General features: G+C 50.2%; 22 protein-coding genes. 14 read left to right on the top strand and 8 right to left on the bottom strand.

Translation table 11 applies throughout. From position 1 onward, the window contains the following. Window positions 1–179: 179 nt before the first annotated feature. Window positions 180–836 (bottom strand): phosphatase PAP2 family protein, encoded by a 657-nt coding sequence (locus tag C7E00_RS13130; protein WP_105304688.1) that lies wholly within the window; start codon window positions 834–836, stop codon window positions 180–182. A 266-nt stretch (window positions 837–1102) separates the two neighbouring features. On the opposite strand from C7E00_RS13130, the gene C7E00_RS13125 reads away from it, so the two are divergent. From C7E00_RS13125 to C7E00_RS13105, 5 genes are all read left to right on the top strand, one after another. After that, window positions 1103–2242 (top strand): anaerobic ribonucleoside-triphosphate reductase activating protein, encoded by a 1140-nt coding sequence (locus C7E00_RS13125; protein WP_105304687.1) that lies wholly within the window; start codon window positions 1103–1105, stop codon window positions 2240–2242. 1 nt (window position 2243) lies between these two features. Continuing rightward, window positions 2244–4622 carry a ribonucleoside triphosphate reductase gene (locus tag C7E00_RS13120; protein ID WP_105304686.1) on the top strand — a complete coding sequence of 793 codons (2379 nt, stop codon included), beginning with the start codon at window positions 2244–2246 and terminating at the stop codon, window positions 4620–4622. Between the two features lie 153 nt (window positions 4623–4775). Further along, complete coding sequence (locus C7E00_RS13115) at window positions 4776–5378, top strand: TetR/AcrR family transcriptional regulator (RefSeq protein WP_105304685.1); 603 nt, start codon at window positions 4776–4778, stop codon at window positions 5376–5378. Between the two features lie 389 nt (window positions 5379–5767). Next, a complete protein-coding gene (locus C7E00_RS13110) occupies window positions 5768–7462 on the top strand; it encodes a phospho-sugar mutase (RefSeq protein WP_105304684.1) in 1695 nt (564 codons plus the stop codon). A 114-nt stretch (window positions 7463–7576) separates the two neighbouring features. Further along, the gene (locus C7E00_RS13105) at window positions 7577–9307 is read left to right on the top strand and encodes a phospho-sugar mutase (RefSeq protein ID WP_105304966.1); all 1731 of its coding nucleotides are present in this window, start codon (window positions 7577–7579) and stop codon (window positions 9305–9307) included. 46 nt (window positions 9308–9353) lie between these two features. Here C7E00_RS13105 and C7E00_RS13100 read toward each other — a convergent pair whose 3' ends face one another. The 5 genes from C7E00_RS13100 to C7E00_RS13080 are packed head-to-tail and all read right to left on the bottom strand — an operon-like array spanning window position 9354 to window position 13429. Continuing rightward, window positions 9354–10163, bottom strand: a complete 810-nt coding sequence (locus C7E00_RS13100) for a DeoR/GlpR family DNA-binding transcription regulator (RefSeq protein ID WP_105304683.1) — start codon at window positions 10161–10163, stop codon at window positions 9354–9356. Window positions 10164–10221: 58 nt separating this feature from the next. Then, window positions 10222–11049 (bottom strand): Cof-type HAD-IIB family hydrolase, encoded by an 828-nt coding sequence (locus tag C7E00_RS13095; protein WP_167836606.1) that lies wholly within the window; start codon window positions 11047–11049, stop codon window positions 10222–10224. Beyond that, a complete protein-coding gene (locus C7E00_RS13090; RefSeq protein WP_105304681.1) occupies window positions 11030–11731 on the bottom strand; it encodes an L-ribulose-5-phosphate 4-epimerase in 702 nt (233 codons plus the stop codon). The genes C7E00_RS13095 and C7E00_RS13090 overlap by 20 nt, the downstream gene beginning before the upstream one ends. A 16-nt stretch (window positions 11732–11747) precedes the next feature. Then, window positions 11748–12614, bottom strand: a complete 867-nt coding sequence (locus C7E00_RS13085; protein ID WP_105304680.1) for an L-ribulose-5-phosphate 3-epimerase — start codon at window positions 12612–12614, stop codon at window positions 11748–11750. Window positions 12615–12628: 14 nt separating this feature from the next. Continuing rightward, complete coding sequence (locus tag C7E00_RS13080) at window positions 12629–13429, bottom strand: hypothetical protein (protein ID WP_105304679.1); 801 nt, start codon at window positions 13427–13429, stop codon at window positions 12629–12631. 254 nt (window positions 13430–13683) lie between these two features. Between C7E00_RS13080 and ulaG the strand changes: the two genes are divergently transcribed. From ulaG to C7E00_RS13040, 8 genes are all read left to right on the top strand, one after another. Then, a complete protein-coding gene (gene ulaG / locus C7E00_RS13075) occupies window positions 13684–14802 on the top strand; it encodes an L-ascorbate 6-phosphate lactonase (protein ID WP_105304678.1) in 1119 nt (372 codons plus the stop codon). 14 nt (window positions 14803–14816) lie between these two features. After that, a complete protein-coding gene (locus C7E00_RS13070) occupies window positions 14817–15272 on the top strand; it encodes a PTS sugar transporter subunit IIA (protein WP_105304677.1) in 456 nt (151 codons plus the stop codon). Between the two features lie 23 nt (window positions 15273–15295). Continuing rightward, entirely contained in the window at window positions 15296–16801 is a 1506-nt protein-coding gene (locus tag C7E00_RS13065; protein ID WP_105304676.1) for a PTS ascorbate transporter subunit IIC, read from the top strand. Between the two features lie 31 nt (window positions 16802–16832). Next, a complete protein-coding gene (locus C7E00_RS13060) occupies window positions 16833–17129 on the top strand; it encodes a PTS sugar transporter subunit IIB (RefSeq protein WP_105304675.1) in 297 nt (98 codons plus the stop codon). 93 nt (window positions 17130–17222) lie between these two features. Continuing rightward, on the top strand, window positions 17223–18266 hold the full coding sequence (locus C7E00_RS13055) for a hypothetical protein (RefSeq protein ID WP_105304674.1): 1044 nt from the start codon (window positions 17223–17225) through the stop codon (window positions 18264–18266). A 2-nt stretch (window positions 18267–18268) separates the two neighbouring features. Continuing rightward, complete coding sequence (locus C7E00_RS13050) at window positions 18269–19084, top strand: transketolase (protein ID WP_105304673.1); 816 nt, start codon at window positions 18269–18271, stop codon at window positions 19082–19084. Between the two features lies 1 nt (window position 19085). Continuing rightward, window positions 19086–20009 carry a transketolase family protein gene (locus C7E00_RS13045; protein ID WP_105304672.1) on the top strand — a complete coding sequence of 308 codons (924 nt, stop codon included), beginning with the start codon at window positions 19086–19088 and terminating at the stop codon, window positions 20007–20009. After that, entirely contained in the window at window positions 20006–20563 is a 558-nt protein-coding gene (locus C7E00_RS13040; protein ID WP_167836605.1) for a PRD domain-containing protein, read from the top strand. Before C7E00_RS13045 ends, C7E00_RS13040 begins: the two co-directional genes overlap by 4 nt. An 84-nt stretch (window positions 20564–20647) precedes the next feature. Here the strand turns inward: C7E00_RS13040 and C7E00_RS13035 are convergent, their stop codons facing one another. After that, complete coding sequence (locus tag C7E00_RS13035; protein WP_105304670.1) at window positions 20648–21004, bottom strand: class Ib ribonucleoside-diphosphate reductase assembly flavoprotein NrdI; 357 nt, start codon at window positions 21002–21004, stop codon at window positions 20648–20650. Between the two features lie 148 nt (window positions 21005–21152). Further along, window positions 21153–21746 (bottom strand): thymidine kinase, encoded by a 594-nt coding sequence (locus tag C7E00_RS13030; RefSeq protein ID WP_105304669.1) that lies wholly within the window; start codon window positions 21744–21746, stop codon window positions 21153–21155. 509 nt (window positions 21747–22255) lie between these two features. Here C7E00_RS13030 and C7E00_RS13025 point away from each other — a divergent pair. After that, a complete protein-coding gene (locus C7E00_RS13025; protein ID WP_204378632.1) occupies window positions 22256–23602 on the top strand; it encodes an MATE family efflux transporter in 1347 nt (448 codons plus the stop codon). The last annotated feature ends 65 nt before the right edge of the window (window positions 23603–23667 follow it).

The following is a 23667-nucleotide window of genomic DNA, read 5'->3' as shown; positions in this document are numbered from 1 at the left end:
CCCTTGAGTTCAGTATTTCATATTTCCTGGGAAACGACCAGGTATATTTGCTTTCTGCTGCGATCTTGATTAGCATCGGGAGGATGGACATTAAGAACGTATTAACCTTTAGAGCAATATATGACTGACTATTTCGGGGATGAAAGAATATCCTGATCTGAGGGTTACAAAATGGAGAATTAATGCATTTCAGTTTCTGGTCCTGGATTCAGCTTATGAACCCAGAGGTAATTGAGAACGAAGGCAAAGACTGCTCCGGCGACTACATCGATGATGCTGTGCTGTTTCAGCATCATGACAGAGATGCAGATGGCGATGACCAGCAGGTGCAGAAGAGCAGAGGCAGCGATGCCTTTTTTTCTGAATTGCGGACTGCGATGCAGAGAGCAGTCAATCAGAATTGTGGTAGAGACATGGATGGAAGGGCAGACATTGGTCGGACTGTCAGCGGACTGGATTGCTCTGGTAATCCATGCGCTGAGAGAGTTTCCGGTTACTTCTGCCGGTCTTAGCCGCAGGGCGTTCGGCCAGAAGAGGTAGATCAGTAAAGACAGGAACATTGCCATGAGCATCGGCATGATGAAGTCCCAGAGTTCTTCATAGGATTTCCGGTGCCAGAAGGTGAGAATCGGCACGACCATGAGCGGAAACCAGGAAATATAGAAATAGACTGCCTGGGTAGCAAATGGGATCAGATCATCGATAGAGCTGTGCAGATAGGTGTAGGAAGACCTGTCCCAGTTATCAAGCAGAAAGAAACAGATGATATAGAGTCCATAAGCAATGATCATGAAGCGCATCGGATTGCTTTGATAGAATTGTTTCAGTTTTCTCATAGCTGTTATTCTGAAAGGAAGTAAGGAAAATGTCAAAGTACTCTTTCTGATTCCGGACTGGGAAAATGGTTTGGTGATTGCTGAACTTGCAGTTCATCTGTGAATGAAAGAATGATTGATGTGCTGGGGTACTGAGGTGAGAAAAGATTGCCTGGTTCAGGAAAGGATGTTGAAGTTTATCAGATTCAGCGTAAACTGATAATTGTCCGAATTAATTGGAAATCCAACTAATTGCTGGATTTCTGTTTTTTGATAAGGAGGCAGAAATGGCACAGGATGGGAATTTTCTGATCAGTCTTTCAGTGCTTTATCGGAATACGATGAAGTTTTTTGATAAGGCGCTTGCAAAGTATGGAATTGGGTCCGGCCAGCTGATGTTTCTGTTCTTTATCAATGAAAATGAGGGCATCACGATGCAGGAGGTTTCCCGGATCGGGGAAGTGGATAAGGGAACTACGACCAAGAGTATTCAGAAGCTGATTGAACAGGATTATGTGCAGGTACGAACCGATGAGAATGATCGCCGGGTGAAGCGTCTGTACACGACTCAGCGGGCGGCAGAGGTCATGAATGAGCTGTATGATCTGCGCAATGAATACCGCAGCCTGATGGCACGCGGAGTGGAGATGGAGTCGTTTGAGGAAGCACTGAATCAGGTATGCGAGAACTCGAGAAATCTGAATCCTGAGCCGAGATATCAGGGAATCAAGATCGGCGGCCTGCAGAAGGTGACCCTGCTGGATTACCCGGGAAAGGCAGCGGCGGCGGTATTTACCGGGGGCTGTAATTTCAAGTGCCCGTTCTGTCATAACAAGGAACTGGTGTTTCTGCCGGATAATTATGAGTTCTTTCCGGCGGAGCGGGTTCTGGAGTATCTGGAGAAGCGCAGGGGCTTGCTGGATGGAGTGTGCATTTCCGGAGGGGAACCGCTGATCCAGGATGGACTTGAAGAGTTTATTGAAGCGATCCGGGAGATGGGGTATCTCGTGAAGCTGGATACCAATGGGTATTACCCGGAGAAACTTGAAGAGATTGTCCATGCCGGACTGGTGGATTATGTTGCAATGGATCTGAAGAATACGTCTGAGAAGTACGCGGAGACGGCTGGTCTGAATCCGGAAGTATTCCAGATCGATCGGATTGAGAAAAGCATTGAGTTCCTGATGCATGGGAATGTGGAGTATGAGTTCCGCACGACGGTGGTCAGGGAGCTGCATACGAAGGAAGATCTGCAGGCGATGGCAAAGCGGATCCAGGGTGCAAGGCATTATTATCTGCAGCAGTATCAGGACAGCGGATCGGTGATCCAGCCTGGATGGACCGCTTATGATGCTGATGAAATGGCAGGCTTGCTTGCTGCTGTAAAAGAATTTGTTCCGGATGCGGAATTAAGAGGAGTGAAGTGATATGTACAGGGTATTGAAACGGGATGGAAAGATTGCTGACTTTGATGTCAAGAAAATCAGTGCAGCAATCCGGAAAGCATTTGAGGCATGCGGCAGAGAGTACAATGACAGCATTCTGGATCTGATTGCATTAAGAGCTACCAGTGATTTCGAACCGAAGATTCAGGATGGTCTGATCGGCGTGGAGGGTATCCAGGACAGCGTGGAGAAGATGCTTTCGGAGTCCGGGTATTCGGATGTGGCCAAGGCTTATATTCTGTACCGGAAGCAGCGGGAGAATGTGCGCAATATTACAGCCACGACACTGGACTACAAGAAGCTCGTGGATAATTATCTGAAGGCGCTGGACTGGCGGGTGAAGGAGAATTCTACGGTTACGTATTCGGTAGGAGGCCTGATTCTGTCCAACTCCGGAGCGATCACGGCGAACTACTGGCTGTCGGAAGTCTATGATGAAGAAATTGCCAATGCGCACCGGAGCGGCGATATTCATATTCATGATCTGAGCATGTTAACGGGGTATTGCGCCGGATGGTCGCTGAAGCAGCTGATTCAGGAAGGACTCGGAGGAGTGACCGGAAAGATCACTTCTTCGCCAGCTAAGCATCTGAGCACGCTGTGCAATCAGATGGTCAACTTCTTAGGCATCATGCAGAATGAGTGGGCTGGTGCCCAGGCGTTCTCGAGCTTTGATACGTATCTGGCTCCATTCGTGAAGGCAGATCATCTGGATTACAAGGAAGTGAAGCAGGATATCCAGTCGTTCATCTATGGTGTGAATACGCCGTCCAGATGGGGGACGCAGGCGCCGTTTACGAATATCACGCTGGACTGGACGGTTCCGGATGATCTGGCGGAACTGCCGGCGATTGTCGGCGGCAAGGAGATGCCGTTCAAGTACAAGGACTGCAAGCCGGAAATGGATATGGTCAACAAGGCATTCATCGAGACGATGATCGAAGGTGATGCCAATGGCAGAGGCTTCCAGTATCCGATTCCGACGTATTCGATCACGAAGGATTTTGACTGGAGCGATACCGAGAATAACCGCCTGCTGTTTGAGATGACGGCGAAGTACGGAACTCCGTATTTCTCCAACTATGTCAATTCAGATATGAAGCCGAGCGATGTGCGTTCGATGTGCTGCCGGCTGAGACTGGATCTGAGAGAGCTGCGCAAGAAGTCCGGTGGTTATTTCGGCTCTGGTGAAAGCACGGGCTCGATCGGAGTTGTCACCATCAATATGCCTAGAATTGCTTATCTGTCCAAGGATGAAAAGGAGTTCTATGCAAGACTGGATCATATCATGGATCTCTCCGCACGTTCTCTGAAGACGAAGCGTGATGTTATCACGAAGCTGCTGGATGCGGGATTGTATCCGTATACGAAGCGGTATCTTGGAACATTCAACAATCATTTCAGCACGATCGGTCTGATCGGCATGAATGAGACGTGTCTGAATGCGAAGTGGATCCGGGAAGATCTGACGCATGAAGAGGCACAGAAGTTCACGGTGGAAGTGCTGAATCATATGCGGGAGAGACTGTCAGATTACCAGGAGAAGTATGGAGATCTGTACAACCTGGAAGCAACTCCTGCCGAGAGCACGACTTACCGTCTTGCCAAGCATGATAAGGAGCGCTATCCGGATATCATCACAGCGAATATGAATGGTACGCCGTACTATACCAACAGCAGCCATCTGCCGGTGGGATATACGGATGATATCTTCAGTGCGCTTGATATTGAAGATCAGTTCCAGACGCTCTATACGTCAGGTACCGTGTTCCATGCATTCCTCGGCGAGCGCCTGTCCGACTGGAAGTCGGCGGCACTGTTAGTCAGGAAGATCGCTCAGAATTACAAGCTTCCGTATTATACGATCAGCCCGACCTATTCGGTATGCCCGAATGATGGCTATATTTCCGGCGAGGTATGGAAGTGCCCGAAGTGCGGTGCAGAGACCGAGGTCTATTCCCGCATTACCGGATACTATCGTCCGGTGAAGAACTGGAATGCCGGCAAGACACAGGAGTTCAAGGATCGCAAGACATATAAAGTCGAAGGACTGGTATCCAGACCGCTGGCGGATTTCAAGGAAGAAGCGCAGGCTGCTGCTCCTGTTCAGCCAGCTTCGGCAGGGGATTCTCTGCTGCTGTTCACGACGAAGACGTGTCCGAACTGCAGAATGGTGAAGGAGCTTCTGAATCGCAGCAATTTCAGCTATCAGATCATCGATGCGGATGAGCATGCGGATCTCGTGAAGAAGTACGGCATCATGCAGGCACCGACGCTGGTGAGAGTGCATGATGGCATGGCTGAGACGTATGCCAATGCGTCAAATATCATCGGTTATATCAATCAGAGCACAAGAGCCTGAGGATTATGAGAGACTGCAGAGATGCGGTCTCTTTTCTGCACGTTGCATGAGGAATGCCTGCGCGTTAGAATGGGAGAGCAGGATTCCGGAAGAACCCATTACAATCATAGGTTTCACCAAGGGTGTTTTTTCTTCCGCAGAAAGGGTTTGAATATGACGGCAGGAATTGTGGAAAGGTCCGTGACGGATGCGGTTGCACAGCTGAGAAGCTGCGTGTTTCCGATGCTCAGGACCAGAAGAATGGATCAGATCACATGCAGGGATGTGCTGAAGGTGTCTCATGTCAGCAAGAGCGGGTTCTATTATAATTATCATGACCTGGAGGATCTGGTGTTTGACTGCATCCGGACGGAGATTGATGAACTGACGAAGGGCGTCCGGAACTATCAGAGCTGGACGAAAGCGTATTATCTGATTCTGAAGTATTTCCAGGAACATCGCGAAGAGATCATGAATATCTATTTCTCGAGGTATCACAGCGACTTCAAGCGGGAAGTGGAGCGATACGGGCGCATGGTGCTGGAAGATGCGGTGAACCAGAACTGCGAGAGCATGCATACGAAATTGGATCCGGACAATGAGAATTTCATGGTGGATTATTACTATGGCGTATTCTCAGGACTGCTGTACCGGTATGTGGAACAGGGCATGAAGAAGGATCCGGAAAAGATCGTCAGACAGTGCTATGCGATGATGAAAGGTTCGATTCCGGCTTCGATCACGGCATTGTCTCATCAGACGGATCTGTCTTTCTGAATACCTGGTTCGGACATTTGAAAGAAAGTGGACGGAAGAGGGGCTGGAGAATCGGGTTTCCTGAAAATACAATGAGAAGGCAGAAAAGACAGGAAGAAAACAGTTCCTGGCTGCATGCATGTGCGGCGTATGACCTCCGTCTGCAATGGCTTCATCACTAACCCCTCATGGTGATGATGCCTGGCATAATCAACGGATCCTTCTGAATCGGCTGAACTTATGAAAGCTGCACATGTCCTCACGAAGAGCTTCCTTTCTCATAGCGGGAGGCTCTTTTTATGAGAGAAACAGGTATACAGGATTGAGATTCTGATGAGCTGGATGCGTCGCATTTCTGCCTGGAATGATGTATCATCAGAGTGCAGAAAAAAACCAGGAGGAAATAATCAATGAATGCACAGGAACGATACGAGGAGTGGCTCCGGAATGTGCCGGAGAGCGACCCTCTGTATGAACAGCTGAAGGGAATGTCAGGAAACCAGAAGGAGATCGAAGAGAGCTTCTATCAGGATCTGAAGTTCGGAACGGCTGGTCTTCGCGGAGTGGTCGGTGCCGGAACGAACCGGATGAATTTTTATACGGTAGGAAAAGCTACCCAGGGAATTGCAGATTATATCGCGGAACATGGCGAGGAAGCGAAGAAGAAAGGCGTGGTCATCGCGCATGATCCGCGTCATTTCTCGAAGGAATTCTCGCAGCTGACTGCTTCGATTCTGGCTGCGAACGGAATTCATGTATATGTGTTCCCGGATCTGAGGCCGACGCCGGAACTTGCCTGCATGATCCGCCGTCTGCATACGATTTCAGGAATCAATATCACAGCTTCTCATAATCCGCCGGAATACAACGGATACAAGGCTTACTGGGAAGATGGCTGCCAGGTTTCTTCGGATGTGGCAGATGGCATGACCGAGAAGATCGAGAAGGTCGACATCTGGTCAGGCGTGAAGAAGATGGACTATGAAGCAGCTCTGGCTCAGGGATTGATTGAAGTGCTTGGTCCGGAATATGACCGCATGTATCTGGATATGATTGAGGGTCTGGCGATTCATTCCGGGGATGAGCTGGATCTGAGCATTCCGCTGGTCTATACGCCGCTCAATGGTGCGGGTTCGATTCCGTTCCGGACGATGCTGAAGGACCGCGGGTTCACGAACTGGCATATTGTTCCGGAGCAGGAGAATCCGGATCCGGATTTCTCTACGGTAGGCTATCCGAACCCGGAGGATCCGAAGGCGTTCAGACTGGCTGAGAAGCTCGGACATGAAACGGGTGCTGAGCTGCTGATGGCAACGGACCCGGATTCTGACCGGTTTGCGATTGAGCTGCTGGCAAAGGATGGAACGTATGTTCCGCTGAATGGAAACCAGACGGGATATCTATTGGTCAACTATATTCTGGAAGGAAGAAAGTCTGCGGGCACATTGCCGGCTAAGGGAGCGATGGTGAAGTCCATTGTCACTTCCACGCTTTCGACAAGAATCTGCGAGGCGTATGGCGTGAAGATGTTTGAGTCCCTGACCGGGTTCAAGAATATCTGCGGACGCATTCCGTATCTGCAGGAGCATGGCTATACGTATCTGTTCGGCTATGAAGAGTCGGTCGGCTATTCGGCTTGCGATGAGATCCGTGACAAGGATGGCATCAGTGCGGGTATGCTGGTGGCCGAGGCTGCTGCGTATTACCGGAAAGAGGGCAAGACGCTGTATGATGTCCTCCAGGATATCTATCAGAAGTATGGCGCATTTGCAGAAGATGAACCGAATCTTGTGCTCAAGGGCATTGAGGGTTCTGAGCGCATCAGCCGCATGATGGTATATGTACGCGGCCATCAGCCTTCTGAGGTTGCCGGTCATAAGGTTGTGAAGGTCATTGACTACCAGAATGGCTATGAAGACATCCCTGCTTCCAATGTCCTCAGGTTCTATCTGGATAATGACAGCTGGTTTGCAATCCGTCCTTCCGGAACAGAACCGAAGATCAAGTTCTATTTCTATTCCTGCCAGGATACGCATGAACATGCAGTGAGCGTGAATCATGAGATCCGCGATGCAGTGCTGGAAATGGTTCAGAAGGTTCAGTAAGGAAATCAGCTTCAGAGTGTGGCACATGGTCCTGCGCGGAATCTGCAGGGCCATGTTTTCATGCCGCACAGAATCGGATGGTATGGAGTATCATTTTCCCGGAGGGTTATGAACATGAATGAACAGGCAGAAGCACGCTATCAGGAATGGCTGACAAGCAGCTATGTCGATGAGGAGACAAAGCAGGAATTAAGAGATCTGGCTGGAAATGAAGCAGAGATCGAAGATCGGTTCTATCGGAATCTGAAGTTCGGGACCGGCGGGCTGCGCGGAGTGATCGGGGCTGGTACCAACCGCATGAATATCTATACGGTGCGTCAGGCAACGCAGGGACTGGCAGACTATATTCTGGCTCAGCATGGGGCCGAGCAGGGCTGTGCGATTGCGTTTGACAGCCGGCACATGTCGCCGGAGTTTTCTGAAGCAGCGGCGCTGGTGCTGAATGCCAATGGCATCCGGACGTACCGGTTTGAGACATTGAGGCCGACTCCGGAGCTGTCGTTTGCGGTGAGACAGCTGCATTGCAAGGCGGGCATTGTCATCACGGCTAGTCATAATCCTGCCATCTACAATGGCTATAAAGTCTACTGGGAAGACGGAGCTCAGATCACGCCGCCTCATGATGGAAACATCATGAAGGAAGTGGCGAAGGTCACGGAGTTCTCCCAGGTGAAGACCATGCCGAAAGAAGAGGCTGTGAAAGCTGGTCTGTATCATGTGATCGGAAAAGAGATTGATGATGCATATATTGCGGAAGTCAAAGCGCTGTCCATCCATCCGGAAGTGATCCGGGAAGAAGCAGAGAACATCCGGATTGTCTATTCGCCGCTGCATGGAACGGGCAATCTGCCGGTGAGAAGACTGCTGTCGGAACTTGGCTTCGTGCATGTATCTGTCGTTCCGGAACATGAAGCACCGGATCCTGATTTCTCGACGATTCCTTCGCCGAATCCGGAGAATCCGGAAGTATGGAAGATTCCGCTTGCTCAGGCAGAAAAGGAGAATGCGGATATCATCCTCGCAACTGATCCGGATGCGGATCGGCTCGGTGTCTATGCGAAGAATGCGAAGACCGGGAAGTTCGAGTCGTTTAACGGCAATATGTCGGGAATGCTGATTGCAGAGTATATTCTCCGGGAACGCACGAAGAATCATACGATGCCTGAGAATCCTGCATTAGTAGATACGATCGTGACGACCGATATGGCAGAACCGCTGTGTGAAGAGTATGGCGTGAAGCATATTGAAACACTGACAGGCTTCAAGTATATCGGCGAGCAGATCCATCTGTTTGAGCAGAATCATATGTATCACTATGTCTTCGGCTTTGAAGAGTCCTACGGATGCCTGCCGGGAACCTATGCAAGAGACAAGGATGCGCCGGCTGCCGTCATGATGCTGTGCGAGCTGGCAGCGTTCTATAAACATGAAGGAAAGACGCTCTGCGATGCCATGCATGATCTGTATGAGAAGTATGGCTATTACAGAGAAGGACTTGTATCCATTGAGATGAATGGCATCACCGGAGCACAGAAGATCCATGCACTCATGGAGCGCATGCGCAGCAACCCGGAGAAGAACCTGGGCGGCAGTGAAGTGCTTGCGGTCAGAGACTACAAGAAGAGAGTCCGGACAGACTGCAGAACCGGAACCATCAGTGCACTGACGCTTCCGGAATCAGATGTGCTCTATTATGAACTGGCGGATCATGCATGGTGCTGCGCACGTCCTTCCGGAACAGAACCGAAGATCAAGTTCTACTTCGGAGTATGCGGAAAGAATGATGCAGATGCAGAAGAAAAACTGCAGGCCCTGAAACAGGACCTGCTGAAAGCGGCAGAATAAGCAAAGACGGAGCAGCGGATGCTGCTCCATCTTTAATAGTGATTGTTCAGCAGAAGATATTCGTATCTTCCTGCGGAACCACCAGCAGAGGCTCGAGACAGACGACTTCGACATTCTTGGATTCGATCTTGGAGATTTCTGTCTTATCTGCAGCGATATCGGTGATGACGGTATCGACATTGGCAAGCGAGCCGGTGATGAAGCTGTGCTTCAGACCGACTTTGGTATGATCGCAGACGACGCAGCGTTTGCCGGTGGTCTGCTGCAGCATCATCTCGTTGATGGTCGTCTCTGCCATGATTGCTGTCGTGATTCCATCTTCTGCGGTGATACCGGAGCATCCTAAGAAGCACTTGTTGGCAAGTACTTTGCGGATGTTGCTGAGGGCAAAATCTCCTACCATCGACTTCTTCGGAGTATTGAGCTCTCCTCCGGTGAGGACGATTTTAACGTGGTCATCGTGCTGGATCTGCGTGGCAGCAGCGTTATTGGTGATGACGGTGCAGGACTTGTAGCGGATATAGTGAATCATCAGCAGAGCTGTATAGCTGGTGTTGATGAAGATGGTGTCTCCGTCTTCTACAAACAGGGCAGCATACTTTGCGATCGCGTGCAGGTAGCGGTCGTTGTTGTAGTTCACGTCCGGCACATTGACCATGCGCTGGATCAGTCTTGCTCCGCCCCGGGTGCGCTGAATGGCGCCTTTGCTTTCCCAGTACTGCAGGTCGCGGCGGATGGTGACATCTGAGGTGCTGAACTCCTTGGAGAGCTGTTCCACGGAGACGGTACCAAGTTTCTGGATCAGCAGCATGATGTCGTCTCTGCGCTTCTGAACGATTTCATATTTTACTTTCATAATATGATTATATTAGCTCGAAGGCGGGGTTCATACATCATTTTTATGCATAAATGACTTAATTCAGCAGGAATTTATGAATGATTTCGGCGATGCCGTCATGGTCGCAATCGGCCTTCGTCACATAGTCTGCAGCTTCTTTGCAGGTCTTTGTTCCGTTGGCCATTGCACAGCCGATGCCGGCTTCCCGGATCATCGAAAGATCATTCTCGGAGTCTCCGGCTGCGATTGTATTCTCCATCGGGAGATCGAATAATTCTGCTACCTGATGAATCGCTGCTCCTTTGGAGCAGTCCGGTGCGACGCATTCGAGAAACATCGGATTGGAATAGAACATGCAGCAGCGGCTGGCAAGAGATTCCTGATGGTCCAGGCGGAACTGCTCGAGTTTCTCATGATCATGCAGATCGATCAGCAGCACCTTGACCGGATTTTCGGGCAGATGATGCTCAAGGTCTTCGACGATCTGATAAGGAATGCGGATGCGCTTTGCATAATAGAGGGTTGCTTCATCTTCTGCTTCTGCTAAGAAGATATCGTCATGGTTATAGGTCTGCACATGGATGCCGTACCGGTGTGCTTCCTGAAACAGTTCGGCTGCCGTGGCGGTCGTGACCGGATTTCGGTACAGCACTTTCTTTCTGAAGCAGTCATAAATCTCAGCACCGTTATAGGCAAGGACATACGTTCCTTCCCCTTGCAGCTTCAGCTCCGCAGCAATCGGCAGCACTGCTAAGAGCGGTCTTCCGGAAGCGAGCACGATGCGATGCCCGGCTTTTACTGCTTCCTGGATTGCGGTGCGGTTTCCTTCAGTGATTTCCTTGTTATGATTCAGCAGCGTATCGTCGAGATCGAGAAACAGGATCTTACTGTTTTTTCTGTCCATAGTAGGCATTCGGTCCATGCTTGCGCATGTAGTGCTTGTCCTGCAGGCACTGCGGAGCAGGCTGCACTTTCGGATTGATGAGTTCCGTCTTCGTTGCCATTTCTGCGCATACTTCCATGACGACTGCGTTGTGAACCGCTTCCTTCGGATTCTTTCCCCAGCTGAATGGGCCGTGGTTCGTGCAGAGGCATCCCGGAACTTCAAGCATCTTGCGGTTCATGCGGCGGAATTCATTCACGATCAATAAACCGGTATTGCGTTCATAGTCTGCTTCGATTTCTTCAGCAGTCAGAACTCTGAGGCACGGAATCGGTCCGTAGAAGTAATCGGCATGAGTCGTTCCATAGCACGGAATATCGCGGCCGGCCTGCGCCCAGCTGGTTGCGTTCGGGCTGTGAGTATGGACGATGCCGCCGAGTTCCGGAAATGCTTTGTAAAGTTCTACGTGGGTCTTCGTATCCGAAGAAGGATTCAGATCTCCTTCGACGACATTTCCTTCAAGGTCCGTGACGACCATCTTCTCCGGAGTCAGCTCTTCATACGGAACTCCGCTCGGCTTGATGACCATCAGGCCTTTTTCCCGATCGATTCCTGATACATTTCCCCAGGTGAATGTAACCAGATGATACGCGGGCAGCAGCAGATTGGCAGCACAGACTTCCTGTTTCAGTTCTTCAAGCATGTTTTCTTCTCTCCTCTTATTCTTCAATTCCGGATTCCGCAGCCGCCTGCTCGATCTTTGCACGCAGGAACGCTGCCGAATCGGTGATGATCTTTTCGTAATCCTGTCCGTCGTGGTACCAGAATTCGCCGGTGAACATCCGGATGCCCTGACGGAGGGCTTCTTGAATGCATGGAACGTATTCGGTATGTCCGCTCGGGTCGCCGAAGTTCATGTCGCGGTAGAGGCCTGGCTTCGTCTCTTTCAGGTGCATGGCGAAGAGATGGCCTTCGCCTTTCTTCAGATCTTCGACGACATCGCCGTGATAGAGAACGGCGGCATTCTTCAGGTTGCCGATGTCCGGATAGACGCCAAGCCACGGGCTGTTCACTGCGGTGACATAGGCCATAGATTTCTCAACCGTATCCATGAATGGCGTTTCCATCGTTTCGAAGGCCAGGATGATGCCGCAGGATGCGGCATAGGAAACACCTTTCTTCAGGTTCTCGAGGAACCATGCCCGGGTCTGTTCATCGCCGGTTTCGTAGTAGACGTCATAACCGGCCAGCTGGATGATGCGCACGCCGAGGCCAGCGGCGAAGTCGACGGCTTTGTACATGATTTCCAGCGACTTCTTCCGTACTGCCGGATCGTGAGAACCGAACGGATACTTGCGATGGCCGCTGAGGCAGAGGGTCGTGATCGGAGTTCCGGCATTGCGTGCTTCTGCGCCAAGCGCGACGACTTTCTCCGTCGGCCAGTCCAGACGCTCGAGGCGCCAGTCGGACTCATCGATGCTGATTTCAAGGCGATCGAAGCCACAGCGCTTCGTGATGTCGAAGAGTTCCTCGAATGGTTTTCCTGCCGGAATTGCTTTTTCGTAGAGTGCCAGTGAATAGTTCATTTCTTTTTCCTTTCTCAGCCGATCAGGGTTGCGATCAATCCATATGCAGCAATCGCTGCCATCACGCCGGCTGCAGCGATGGTGCCGGGGCCTGCTTTCTTCTCGAGTACGCAATGGGCTTCCGGATCAAAGAAGAAGGAGACTTTCTTTCCGACCTTGAAGCTGGTGGAAGACTTCTCGCCATTGCGGCTCAGGAAGGAATAAGATCTTCCGTCCCGTTCATAGGTGATGACCGGATACCAGGTGTTCGTTCGGAAGATCGTGCGTTCCTGCTTTTCTTCGCGGTAGCAGAGCAGTTCGGAGATGGTTCCTTCTTCCGGAATCAGATGCAGCCTGCTGTCCCGGTACCAGGAGCGGAATAAGGAGACGGCCAGACACGCAAAGACGCCGGCCAGTCCGAGCGAAGCTGCTTTCATTGATACATGCACGTAGAGAAGCTCCGTGATGACCATCATGACGCCTGAAAGAATCAGGAAGATGCTCGAGAGCGTATCGGTTCCGGAACGGATATAGGGATAAAGCACATTGTTCTGACGCATCAGACGGATCGGGTCGCCTGGGTAGTACTGCTCTGTGCTGCGGATGCCTGCAGTCTTCCGGGCTCCTTTCTCATCTGTGTAATTGGTATCCAGGCTGTAGTAGCGCTGGATGAGACGTTCTTTCTCGTCTATCTGCGTTCTGAGCGTGGAAGCCAGCACCGTTCCTTCATAAGAAGAGTCTGGTTTCCGGAAGCGGAGCACAGAATCCAGGGAGCTGATTCCGGCAGCCAGAAGAAGCACGCCGATCAGGACCAGGAACAGGGATTCAATGGGCATAAAGTGATCCTCCTTGTGCATAAATATAAGTAAAAACGATCGTAAGACAATATTAATGTACGATTAACGATCAAAGATTCAAGATGGTTGCGTTTACATTTTTATAAATGATCGTATAAATCATATAATGATCGTTAAACACGATTGAATACGTAAATAAAAGTGGATATGTTAGAGGTGCAGACGGGAAAGATTCAGAGTTAACGTCTGAAACAATCCCTGAACATACGTAAAAGGAAAAGGAGAATTGGTTTATGAGCAAAGTTTCGGAAATGACGCGCGACAAATGGATCATGTCTACTTTCCCGGAATGGGGTACCTGGCTCAATGAGGAAATTGAGGGAACCGAGATTCCGGAAGGAAATGTAGGCATGTGGTGGCTCGGATGCACGGGCATCTGGATCAAGACCCCGGGCAATACGAACATCACGATTGATCTCTGGGCAGGAAACGGGAAGCGCACGCATGGCGACGGTAAGATGAAGGTAGGTCACCAGATGGCGAATATGGCTGGCGTCAGAAAGATGCAGCCGAATCTCCGCAACATCCCGTTCGTGATTGATCCATTTGCGGTAAAGCATGTTGATGCAGTGCTCGCGACGCATTATCATCAGGATCATATGTCCGCAGAGTTTGCGGCTCATGTTCTGCAGAGCGGCATGACGACTACGGATGATTCCGGAAAAGAGATTCCGGTTCCGTTCATCGGACCGAAGAAGTCGGTTGAGACCTGGGTCGGCTGGGGTGTTCCGGAAGATCGCTGCATCACGGTGAAACCGGGTGACGTGATCAAGTTCAAGGATCTGGAGATTGTCGTTCTGGATTCCTTCGATCGTACCTGCATCACGACGACGGATTCGACCGGACCGGATCGTGAAGACCTCTGGGGAAAGTGCCCGATGGATATGGATGAGAAGGCAGTCAACTACCTGATCCGTACACCGGGCGGAAATATTTATCATTCCGGTGATTCGCATTATTCGATCTACTTTGCAAAGCATGGCAAGGATATCGAGAAGAAGTATGGCGGAGTAGACGTTGCGTTTGCGTCTTATGGCTGCAACCCCGTAGGAATCCAGGACAAGATGGAGGCTACCGATGTGCTGCGTATGGCGGAGGCTCTGAAGTGCAAGGTTGTCATTCCGATTCACTGGGATGTCTGGACGAATTTCCAGGCTGATCTCAACGAGATCAATGTGCTCTGGTGGATGAGAAAAGACCGTCTGGATTACAAGTTCCATCCGTTCAGCTGGGAAGTGGGCGGCAGATACATGTATCCGAGAGACAAGGATCGGGTTGCTTATCATCATGACCGCGGCTTCGAGGACTGCTTCGATTACGAACCGAACGTTCCGTTCCGTTCCGTGCTGTAAGAAGGGGAAACGACATGCTGAAGGAGTTTGTGCAGGAGAAGCATTGCGTGTTCTATGATTCTGCGTCTGACTGGAAGGACGCAATTCATAAGGCTTGTGAACCGATTATTGCCGATGGAACGGTGGAACCGGAGTATGCAGATGAGATTGTGCGCTGTGTCGAGAAGTACGGACCTTATATCATTCTGATTCCTGGAGTTGCGATGCCGCATTCCACGGAGGGCGGTGCACTGGTTCATAAGACATGTATTTCATTCATGAAGCTGGCGAAGCCGGTCAGCTTCGATGATCAGGATCCTGAGAAGTATGCGGATCTGTTCTTCACCATTGCTTCTGAGAATGCAGAAAAGCATCTGGAAGAAATGCAGCAGCTGGCTGCCCTGCTTACAGATGATGCGGTGGTAGAGGATCTTCACAAGGTCACTTCCGAGGCGGACCTGGAAGCCTTGGGTGAAAAATACAATCTCTGAAAAGGGGAAGAGAAAGGGAAATTATGGCAATCTGGACATTTTTCGTCAACAACATTCTTACCAAGCCGCAGTACATGGTCGGTCTGATCGTGCTGATCGGCTACCTGCTGCTGAGAAAGCCCTGGTATGACACCGTCTCCGGTACGATCAAGGCAATCGTCGGCTACATGATTCTTTCTACCGGTTCTTCCGGAATGATCAATACGCTGAAACCGATCCTCTATGGACTGGGCGGACGCTTCGGATTACAGGCAATCATCATTGACCCTTATAATGGACAGAATGCAGTTCAGGCGGCAGCAGATGCAGGAGATGCAGTCATCGGCGGCCAGGCATTCGGCCAGGTCATGCTGCTGATGGCAATTGCCTTTGTCGCAAACATCGTTCTGGTCCGTCTGAACAAGTGGACTAAGCTGAGAGCTGTATTCACCACCGGCAACGTTCAGATTCAGCAGGCTTCTACTGCATTCTGGCTGATTCTGTTTGCACTTCCTGCTCTTCGTTCGCAGCCGACCGTGACGCTGATTGTCATGGCAGTTGTCCTCGGTCTCTACTGGGCAGTTGGTTCCAATCTCTTAGTACGCTATACACAGGAACTCACCGATGGTGCCGGCTTCTCTCTGGCTCATCAGCAGATGTTCGGTGTCGCGCTCAGCACGAAGCTTGCTGAGAAGATGGCAAAGCATGATGCAGAAAAAGAAAAGAAGACCGGCAAGAAGTCCGCGCTCTGGAGCAGACGTCTCGAAGATATCGAACTCCCTGGCTGGATGCAGATCTTCAACGATAATATGGTATGCACCGCGCTGATCATGCTGTTCTTCTTTGGTATTATTCTCTGTGTCGTCGGCAAGGCTTATATCGTAGAGCTTGGTCTGATGAAGGAAACGGACAGTTTCTTCTTCTATGTGCTGAGCACGGCGCTCTCGTTTGCAGCAAACCTGGCGATCCTGCAGCTTGGCGTACGCACCATGGTTGCTGAACTCACGACTTCATTCAAGGGTATCTCTGACAAACTGCTGCCGAGTGCAGTGCCTGGTGTTGACTGCGCTGTTTCCTATTCATTCGGTTCTCCGAATGCAGTCACGATCGGCTTCCTGTTCGGTGCTCTTGGTGAGATCGTTGCTATGCTGATCCTGGTTCTGACGCATTCTCCGACGATCGTCGTCGCTGGATTCATCCCGATGTTCTTCGACAATGCGACCATCGCTCTGTTTGCAAATTCCAAGGGCGGCCTGAAGGCTGCGGTTATCTTCCCGTTCATCTCCGGACTGCTGCAGGTATTCGGTTCTGCATTCATCGCTACCTGGACTGGCCTTGCTCAGTATGGCGGATATCTCGGAATGTGGGACTGGGCAGTTCTGTGGCCGATCTTCACGATTGTCATGAAGTATCTCAGCTGGATCGGTCTTGCTCTGGTTGTGATCTTCCTGATCATGATTCCGCAGATTCAGTATCGCAAAGACCCGGAGCATTACTTCATGGAAGTTGATGACTGGGAAGAATATAAGAAAGAAAAAGGAATTGCCTGAGCTGGCAATCCGGAAGGAGTGAAAAATCACAATGGTTAGTATTCTTGCTTGCTGTGCAAATGGTTCTGGTACTTCTCTGATGATGGCAATGACGCTGGACAAGGCAATCAAGGCAGAGGGATGGAAAGTCTCGAAGACGCATCACTGCTCCCTGTCGGAAGGAAAGAATACCGCGGTCAATTATGATATCGTTCTCTGCCCGCTGAACTTCACGAATATGTTCAAGGATGCAGAGGCTAAAGGCGTCAAGGTTGTCGGTCTGAAGAACGTCATGTCTCAGAAAGAGATGACGGAGAAGATCAACGCAACCGGACTGAATCTGAAGTAATACTTTCCGCATGCTGAGAAAGGAACGTTCCCGACTGATTGTCCGGGTGATGTTCCTTTCTTTCATTAAAGTGAAGAAGAGGAGCTGATACTTATGAAACTGAATCTCTTGAATTCTTATGAGCTTGACCGCTGCTATTCCATTGCTCCGCTGCATTATCAGGGAAAGGACCATATCCTGGTTGCGGCAGAGAAAGTCAATAAATGCATTCTGTTTGATCTGGATGGAAATCCGGAAGAAACCATCTGGGAAGAACCGGGCGGAACGATGTCCATGATCCAGGTCCCGGGCAGTGATGGCTGGTTCCTGGCTACGCACCAGTTCTACAGCCCGAATGACGGCGACAAGGCACATATCGTTCTGGTCCGTCCGGAGAATGGGAGCTGGAAAGTACAGACCATTGCAACGCTTCCGTTCTGCCACAGATTCTCGATCCTGGAACGGAATGGTTCCTATTACCTGATTGCCTGCACGATCAAAAGCAATATGGAGTACAAGGATGACTGGAGGTTCCCGGGTGCGGTCTATGTTGCTGACCTGCCGGCAGATATCGAGAACTACAAGGATGGCCATGAGATTTCCTGGACCGTGCTGAAGGATGGTCTGTTCAAGAACCATGGCTATGCAACGGAAAAAGATGAGAATGGTGAATATGCATTAGTCGGAACGGAGAATGGCGTATTCCGCTGTGTTCCGCCGAGCGAGAAGAATGGAAGCTGGACCTGCGAGCAGCTGACGGAAGATCCGACTTCTGATATGGTGCTCTGCGATTTTGATGGAGACGGGAAGAAGGAGATGATCGTGATCTGTCCGTTCCATGGTGATCATATTGCGATTTATCACCTGGATGACTCCGGAAAGTATGCAAAGGTATGGGAGTGCCCGTTCCTGACGGAAATGGGTCACTCGATCTGGGCAAGAGATTTCTTCGGCAGAGAAGAAGCGATCATCGGCCATCGCAAGGGAAACAGAGATCTGATCGAATTCTATTATGAAGATGGTGAATACAAGACAAATGTGCTGATGCATGATGTCGGCTCGGCAAATATCTATCCGTTTGACTGCAAGGGAGGAATCCGTCTGGTTTCCACCAACCGCGAGATCAATCAGATCGCATTCTATGAGGTTGAGAAATAAGCATGAACAATGAAGAACTGAAGCAGCACGCACGCAATATCCGGAAGAATATCGTGAAGGAAATTGCGAATGCACAGTCCGGACATCCGGGAGGATCTCTCGGAGCAGCAGATATCGTGACGTATCTGTATTTTGAAGAAATGGACATCACGCCAGAGAATGCAGGAACGATCGATCGAGATCGGTTCGTGCTGTCCAAGGGACATACTTCACCGCTTCTGTATGCAGCCCTTGCTGAGAAGGGCATCATCCCGATGGAAGAGCTGATGACTTTCCGGAAGCTGGATTCGAAGCTCCAGGGACATCCGAACATGAATTATGTGAAGGGTGTTGATATGAGCACCGGTTCCTTAGGACAGGGATTAGCAGCGGCAGATGGCATGGCCATTGCGAATAAGCTCAGCGGAAACAGCCACAGAGTGTATGCACTGGTCGGAGATGGCGAAAGCGAAGAAGGAGAGATCTGGGAAGCAGCGATGGCAGCCCATCACTACAAGAGCGACAATCTCTGCGCAGTGATTGATGTGAATAACCTGCAGATTGATGGTTCAACGGATGACGTCATCGGACCGAACCCGCTGACGGATAAGTTCCGGGCCTTCGGATGGCATGTGGTGGAAGTGAACGGACATGACTTCGATGAGCTGAGAGCGGCATTTAAGATTGCCAGAGAGACGAAGGGAGTGCCGACGGCGATTATTGCGCATACGATCAAGGGCAAGGGCGTATCGTACATGGAGAACCAGGCAGGCTGGCATGGCAAGGCACCGAATGCAGAACAGCTTGCACAGGCACTGAAAGATCTGGAGGCAGAATAAGATGGCAAAGGCAACGCGTGAAGCATATGGAGAAGAGCTTGCAAAGCTCGTAGTGGAAAATCCGAAGATCGTGGTACTGGATGCCGATCTGGCCGGAGCGACGAAGACAGCGATGGCTAAGAAAGCATGCCCGGAACGGTTCTTTGATATGGGCATTGCCGAAGCAGATATGATCGGGCATGCGGCAGGACTAGCGGCAAGCGGATATATTCCGTTCGCATCGACGTTTGCGATGTTCGCAGCAGGGAGAGCGTGGGAGCAGATCCGCAACAGTGTTGCGTATCCGCATCTGAATGTCAAAGTGTGTGCAACGCATGCAGGCATCACAGTCGGAGAAGACGGCGTATCCCATCAGGCAACTGAAGATATTGCGCTGATGAGAGTGATCCCGGGCATGGAAGTCTATGTGCCTTGCGATGAAGCAGAGACGAAGGCAGTCATCGATCATGTTGCAGAGACGAAGACTCCTTGCTATGTGAGACTTGGCAGAGCAGCCGTGGAGAATGTATATCCGGCAGAAACGAAGTTTGATTTCAGCAAGGTGAATGTAGTCCGCAAGGGAGAGAAAGTCGCAGTGTTTGCCTGCGGAGTGATGGTGCAGTCGGCATTAGGCGCAGCCGAGATGCTGAAAGCAGATGGAATTGATCTGACGGTAGTTGATGTCTGTGCGATCAAGCCGGCAGATGAGGCAGGAATCGTGGAGATTCTGAAGAGCCACGACAGGATCTTCACAGCAGAAGAGCATAACATCATCGGCGGACTGGGAGGCATGATTGCTGAAGTGGCTGGCGAGAAGTGCCCGAAGCCGATTCACCGGATCGGAGTAAAGGACCGGTATGCAGAAAGCGGACCGGCAGCAGGACTGATGAAGAAGTACGGCCTGGATGCCGAGGGAGTATACAAGGAAATCAAGGAAAACCTGTGATCAGGAAACAGAAGAACGTGTCAGCTGACACGTTCTTTTGTTTTATCCATGATTTCGCGGATCCGGTTCCAGTGCTTCTCGGAATCTTTTTCATCAGACCTCTGCACCAGGACAAAGAGCGCATCGAGATACCGTCAGCTGAGGCAGGAAACATTGCCTGGCATTTCATCAATGCAGAAACCGGGAGTCATGACAGCATCAATCGTGTGGCAATTGCGGCAACTACTGAAGATATTCTGAATATTGTCAGGTATACGTTCGGGATCACGTACCGCAAAGACACCATAGCATGGTCCAGGTATCTGACGCATGTGCAGCTGTTTGCTGAAAGGCTGGTTACCGGGACGCTTCTTCCGGAAGAACCGGATCACATGCTGTATGAACAGCTGCAGCAGACTTGCCGGAAAGAATTCATGTGCGTAGACCGGATCAGAGTCTATGTCGAGGAGAAGTTCCGCCAGAAGCTTTCCAGCCAGGAACAGATGTATCTGGCGATTCATCTTCATCGGATTCTCAGCGATGTGATTGCTTCGGGAGAAGACAATCAGGGATAAATAAAAACGAAGGAAGCGAAAGTGCTTCCTTCGTTTTTGGAAAGAATAAGATTCCGGAAATAATATCCGGAACCTTACTGAATTTTATGCATTCAGTGCATTGCGGATGACAGCATCCGTTTCTTCGTCTCCATCTTTATTGAAGACTGTGAGAACCGGAACCTGATAGGTATCCTTCAGAACATTTGCGGCAAATCCGAAGGTGTCCGGATGACGTTCTTTGTTTCCGGAGACTGCAGCCGCTTTGACATACGGACGATTCTTTTCAACAAATGCTGCAACAATCGCAGGCAACTGTCCGACCCCGTCGGTATAGGTGATCAGGAGAACCGGTTCGTCAACGGTTTCTTCTCCGGTTGTGATCTTCAGTACATGATCAGCATTCAGTCTGTTTACAAGTTTTTCAACATTCCCGGTACGGGAAGCATATACTAATTTCATATGATATAATTCCTTCCTCTGCTTGCATGATATCAGAAATTATCACAATAAAATATAAATATATATCTAAATAATTGCACAATAACGCATGATAATATGCTATCAAGAACAGACAAAAGGCAGAGGGTTTCCCTCTGCCCGGTCCGTTCTATTTCTTTGCCGGGTGATCTCCTGGATCATCTGCGGAGAGCTTGCCTTCATTGAAATGCTTGCGGCAAAGAGCGATATATTCGTCATTGGCGCCAAGCATGACCTGGGCACCTTCTCTGACAATGCCATGCTTGTTGTAGCGGGCGTTGCAGATTGCTTTGCGGCCGCACCAGCACATGGTTTTTACTTCATGAATCTCGTCGCAGATCGTGAGCAGTCTTTCACTGCCCGGGAACAACTTGTTCTGGAAATCTGCGCGCAGACCATAGCACATGACCGGAACGTTCAGGTCGTCTACGATGTGAGCTAGGAAATCAATCTGTTCCGGGGTGGCGAACTGGGCTTCGTCTACAATCACGACATCATAGGTATGCAGCTCTTCCTCGGGCATTCTGCAGATATCTTCCAGGAGGACACAGGGGCGGCTGAGGCCCATTCTGGAACGGATGATGCGTTCACCATCTCTGGTATCTACTCCGCTTTTTGCGATCAGCACTTTCTGACCACGCTCTTCATAATTAAATGCGGCCATCAGTGCGTTGGCGGTCTTGGAACTGCCCATTGCACCATAATAGAAGTACAGTTTTGCCATTGTCTCTGATATTTCTCCCGGAACTAGTTTACCTTACTTTAGGGATCTCGGCATAGAAATGTTCCAGAAGGAGAGACGTATCCGATACCATCTGGTATTTCATATACAAAGGCACAGATTCCTTGATTCTGAACACCAGACGAAGAATAGAGAGAAATTGTCTCTTTCTTGCATGCCACAAATCTTCTATTTTGATGTTCTTCAGAAACCTGGAAAATTATTTCCTCGATCAGAAGTCCGGCATAGCCTTGCCTTGCCTTGCAGGAATGGTGCTGGGTCAGAAAAGCAGAGGCCAGCTTCTGAAGGCTTCAGGATCAGAATGTACTGCATATCTGATTTCTGGATCTTCCAGAAGAGCAATCCCTGGTTCAGCAAGGGTCATGATGCCATTTCCTTTCAGCATTGCCTGATCGCACTGCCTTCTGATGCAGTGAGTGTGCTAGAATACAAAGCAATATTAAAACTGTTTCATCAATGGATCTTCATCTGAGAAAGAGAGGCGGTATGGTATGAATTGCGACAGGAAGGCAATGCTTCAGGAGACGATCCGAATTGCCTGGCCGGCGGTTCTGGAGTCGTTTTTTGTGGCACTCGCCGGAATGATAGATACCATGATGGTTTCATCCCTTGGGACCTACGCAGTTGCGGCAGTCGGCCTGACCATTCAGCCGAAGTTCATCACCCTTGCTGTGTTCTATTCTACGAATGTTGCGGTAAGCGCATTAGTAGCTAGAAGAAGGGGACAGCAGGATCGCAAGAATGCCAATGAGGTACTGCTGACAGCCTTGGCATTCACGATTCTTGCGGCAATTGCACTGTCTGTGGTTTCAGTGGCAGCAGCAGATCCCATCATCCGTCTATGCGGGTCTTCAGCAGATACTCATGAACCTGCAATTACTTATTTCCAGGTAATCCAGGGAGGAATGATCTTCAATGTGCTGACGATGGTGATCAATGCCGCCCAGAGAGGCGCAGGAAACACGAGGATTGCCATGACGACGAACGTCGTTTCTTCTCTGGTCAATATCTGTTTTAATTATCTGCTGATCGGAGGCAACTTCGGGTTCCCGGCATGGGGCTTGTTCGGAGCTGCAGTGGCTACGGTGCTTGGCACAGTCGCTTCCTTTTTTCTGGCTCTTCGTTCCTTATTCAGGAAGAACAGCTATGTATCAATTCCTTATCTTCTGAAAGAGAAACTGAAGCCATCAGGAGCATCCATGAAATCGATCTGGGCCTTGGCTTCCAATCTTCTGATTGAGAATTTTGCGATGAGAGTCGGGTTCATGGCAACTGCTGTCATTGCAGCAAGACTTGGCACAGATGCATTTGCAGTGCATCAGGTCGGCATGAATTATCTGAGTCTGGGGTTCTCATTCGGAGATGGCATGCAGGTTGCTGCTGTAGCTCTGATCGGAAGATCTCTGGGTGAGAAACAGCCGGAGAAAGCAAAGATCTTCGGAGGAATCTGTCAGAAAGTAGGGTTATGTATTTCCATTGTGCTGGCTGCGCTTCTGTTCTTCTTCGGAAAGGAACTGTTCCAGCTGTTCTTCCAGGGACCTGAGCTTCTGGATATGGGAGTGCTGATTGCGAGATTCACCATGGTGATAGTGATCTTCCAGATCTCCCAGGTGATCTATGGAGGGTGTCTGAGAGGAGCGGGAGATGTGAAGTACTGCCTGAGGGTTTCTCTGCTCAGTGTGACGATTATACGAACCGCTGTGACTTGGCTGCTGACGAGCATCATTCCGCTGGGCTTAGCAGGAATCTGGTTCGGTGTGCTTTCTGATCAGCTTTCCAGATATTTGCTGCTGATGAGCAGATTCAGAAAAGGGGATTGGACGAGAATCATGATCTAAGTCCTCATGGTTCGGAAAAATCACTCCTTGCAGGAAAGGTGAATGCCCATCTGTTGACTGGAATG

This window comes from Anaerolactibacter massiliensis (genome assembly GCF_900290205.1).
GTDB lineage: Bacteria > Bacillota_I > Bacilli_A > Erysipelotrichales > Erysipelotrichaceae > Bulleidia > Bulleidia intestinalis.
The sequence above is the reverse complement of the archived record's forward strand: the minus strand, read 5'-3'. Positions and strand labels throughout refer to the sequence as shown.

Bases quoted from the DNA above. Each gene is read 5' to 3' on its own strand.
- C7E00_RS13105 (WP_105304966.1), top strand. From the start codon at position 7,577: ATGAATGAACAGGCAGAAGCACGCTATCAGGAATGGCTGACAAGCAGC.
- C7E00_RS13115 (WP_105304685.1), top strand. From the start codon at position 4,776: ATGACGGCAGGAATTGTGGAAAGGTCCGTGACGGATGCGGTTGCACAG.
- C7E00_RS13125 (WP_105304687.1), top strand. From the start codon at position 1,103: ATGGCACAGGATGGGAATTTTCTGATCAGTCTTTCAGTGCTTTATCGG.
- C7E00_RS13110 (WP_105304684.1), top strand. From the start codon at position 5,768: ATGAATGCACAGGAACGATACGAGGAGTGGCTCCGGAATGTGCCGGAG.
- C7E00_RS13080 (WP_105304679.1), bottom strand. From the start codon at position 13,429: ATGCCCATTGAATCCCTGTTCCTGGTCCTGATCGGCGTGCTTCTTCTG.
- C7E00_RS13120 (WP_105304686.1), top strand. From the start codon at position 2,244: ATGTACAGGGTATTGAAACGGGATGGAAAGATTGCTGACTTTGATGTC.
- C7E00_RS13095 (WP_167836606.1), bottom strand. From the start codon at position 11,049: ATGGACAGAAAAAACAGTAAGATCCTGTTTCTCGATCTCGACGATACG.
- C7E00_RS13130 (WP_105304688.1), bottom strand. From the start codon at position 836: ATGAGAAAACTGAAACAATTCTATCAAAGCAATCCGATGCGCTTCATG.
- C7E00_RS13065 (WP_105304676.1), top strand. From the start codon at position 15,296: ATGGCAATCTGGACATTTTTCGTCAACAACATTCTTACCAAGCCGCAG.
- ulaG (WP_105304678.1), top strand. From the start codon at position 13,684: ATGAGCAAAGTTTCGGAAATGACGCGCGACAAATGGATCATGTCTACT.
- C7E00_RS13055 (WP_105304674.1), top strand. From the start codon at position 17,223: ATGAAACTGAATCTCTTGAATTCTTATGAGCTTGACCGCTGCTATTCC.
- C7E00_RS13030 (WP_105304669.1), bottom strand. From the start codon at position 21,746: ATGGCAAAACTGTACTTCTATTATGGTGCAATGGGCAGTTCCAAGACC.
- C7E00_RS13100 (WP_105304683.1), bottom strand. From the start codon at position 10,163: ATGAAAGTAAAATATGAAATCGTTCAGAAGCGCAGAGACGACATCATG.
- C7E00_RS13035 (WP_105304670.1), bottom strand. From the start codon at position 21,004: ATGAAATTAGTATATGCTTCCCGTACCGGGAATGTTGAAAAACTTGTA.
- C7E00_RS13045 (WP_105304672.1), top strand. From the start codon at position 19,086: ATGGCAAAGGCAACGCGTGAAGCATATGGAGAAGAGCTTGCAAAGCTC.
- C7E00_RS13090 (WP_105304681.1), bottom strand. From the start codon at position 11,731: ATGCTTGAAGAACTGAAACAGGAAGTCTGTGCTGCCAATCTGCTGCTG.
- C7E00_RS13085 (WP_105304680.1), bottom strand. From the start codon at position 12,614: ATGAACTATTCACTGGCACTCTACGAAAAAGCAATTCCGGCAGGAAAA.
- C7E00_RS13025 (WP_204378632.1), top strand. From the start codon at position 22,256: ATGAATTGCGACAGGAAGGCAATGCTTCAGGAGACGATCCGAATTGCC.
- C7E00_RS13060 (WP_105304675.1), top strand. From the start codon at position 16,833: ATGGTTAGTATTCTTGCTTGCTGTGCAAATGGTTCTGGTACTTCTCTG.
- C7E00_RS13050 (WP_105304673.1), top strand. From the start codon at position 18,269: ATGAACAATGAAGAACTGAAGCAGCACGCACGCAATATCCGGAAGAAT.
- C7E00_RS13070 (WP_105304677.1), top strand. From the start codon at position 14,817: ATGCTGAAGGAGTTTGTGCAGGAGAAGCATTGCGTGTTCTATGATTCT.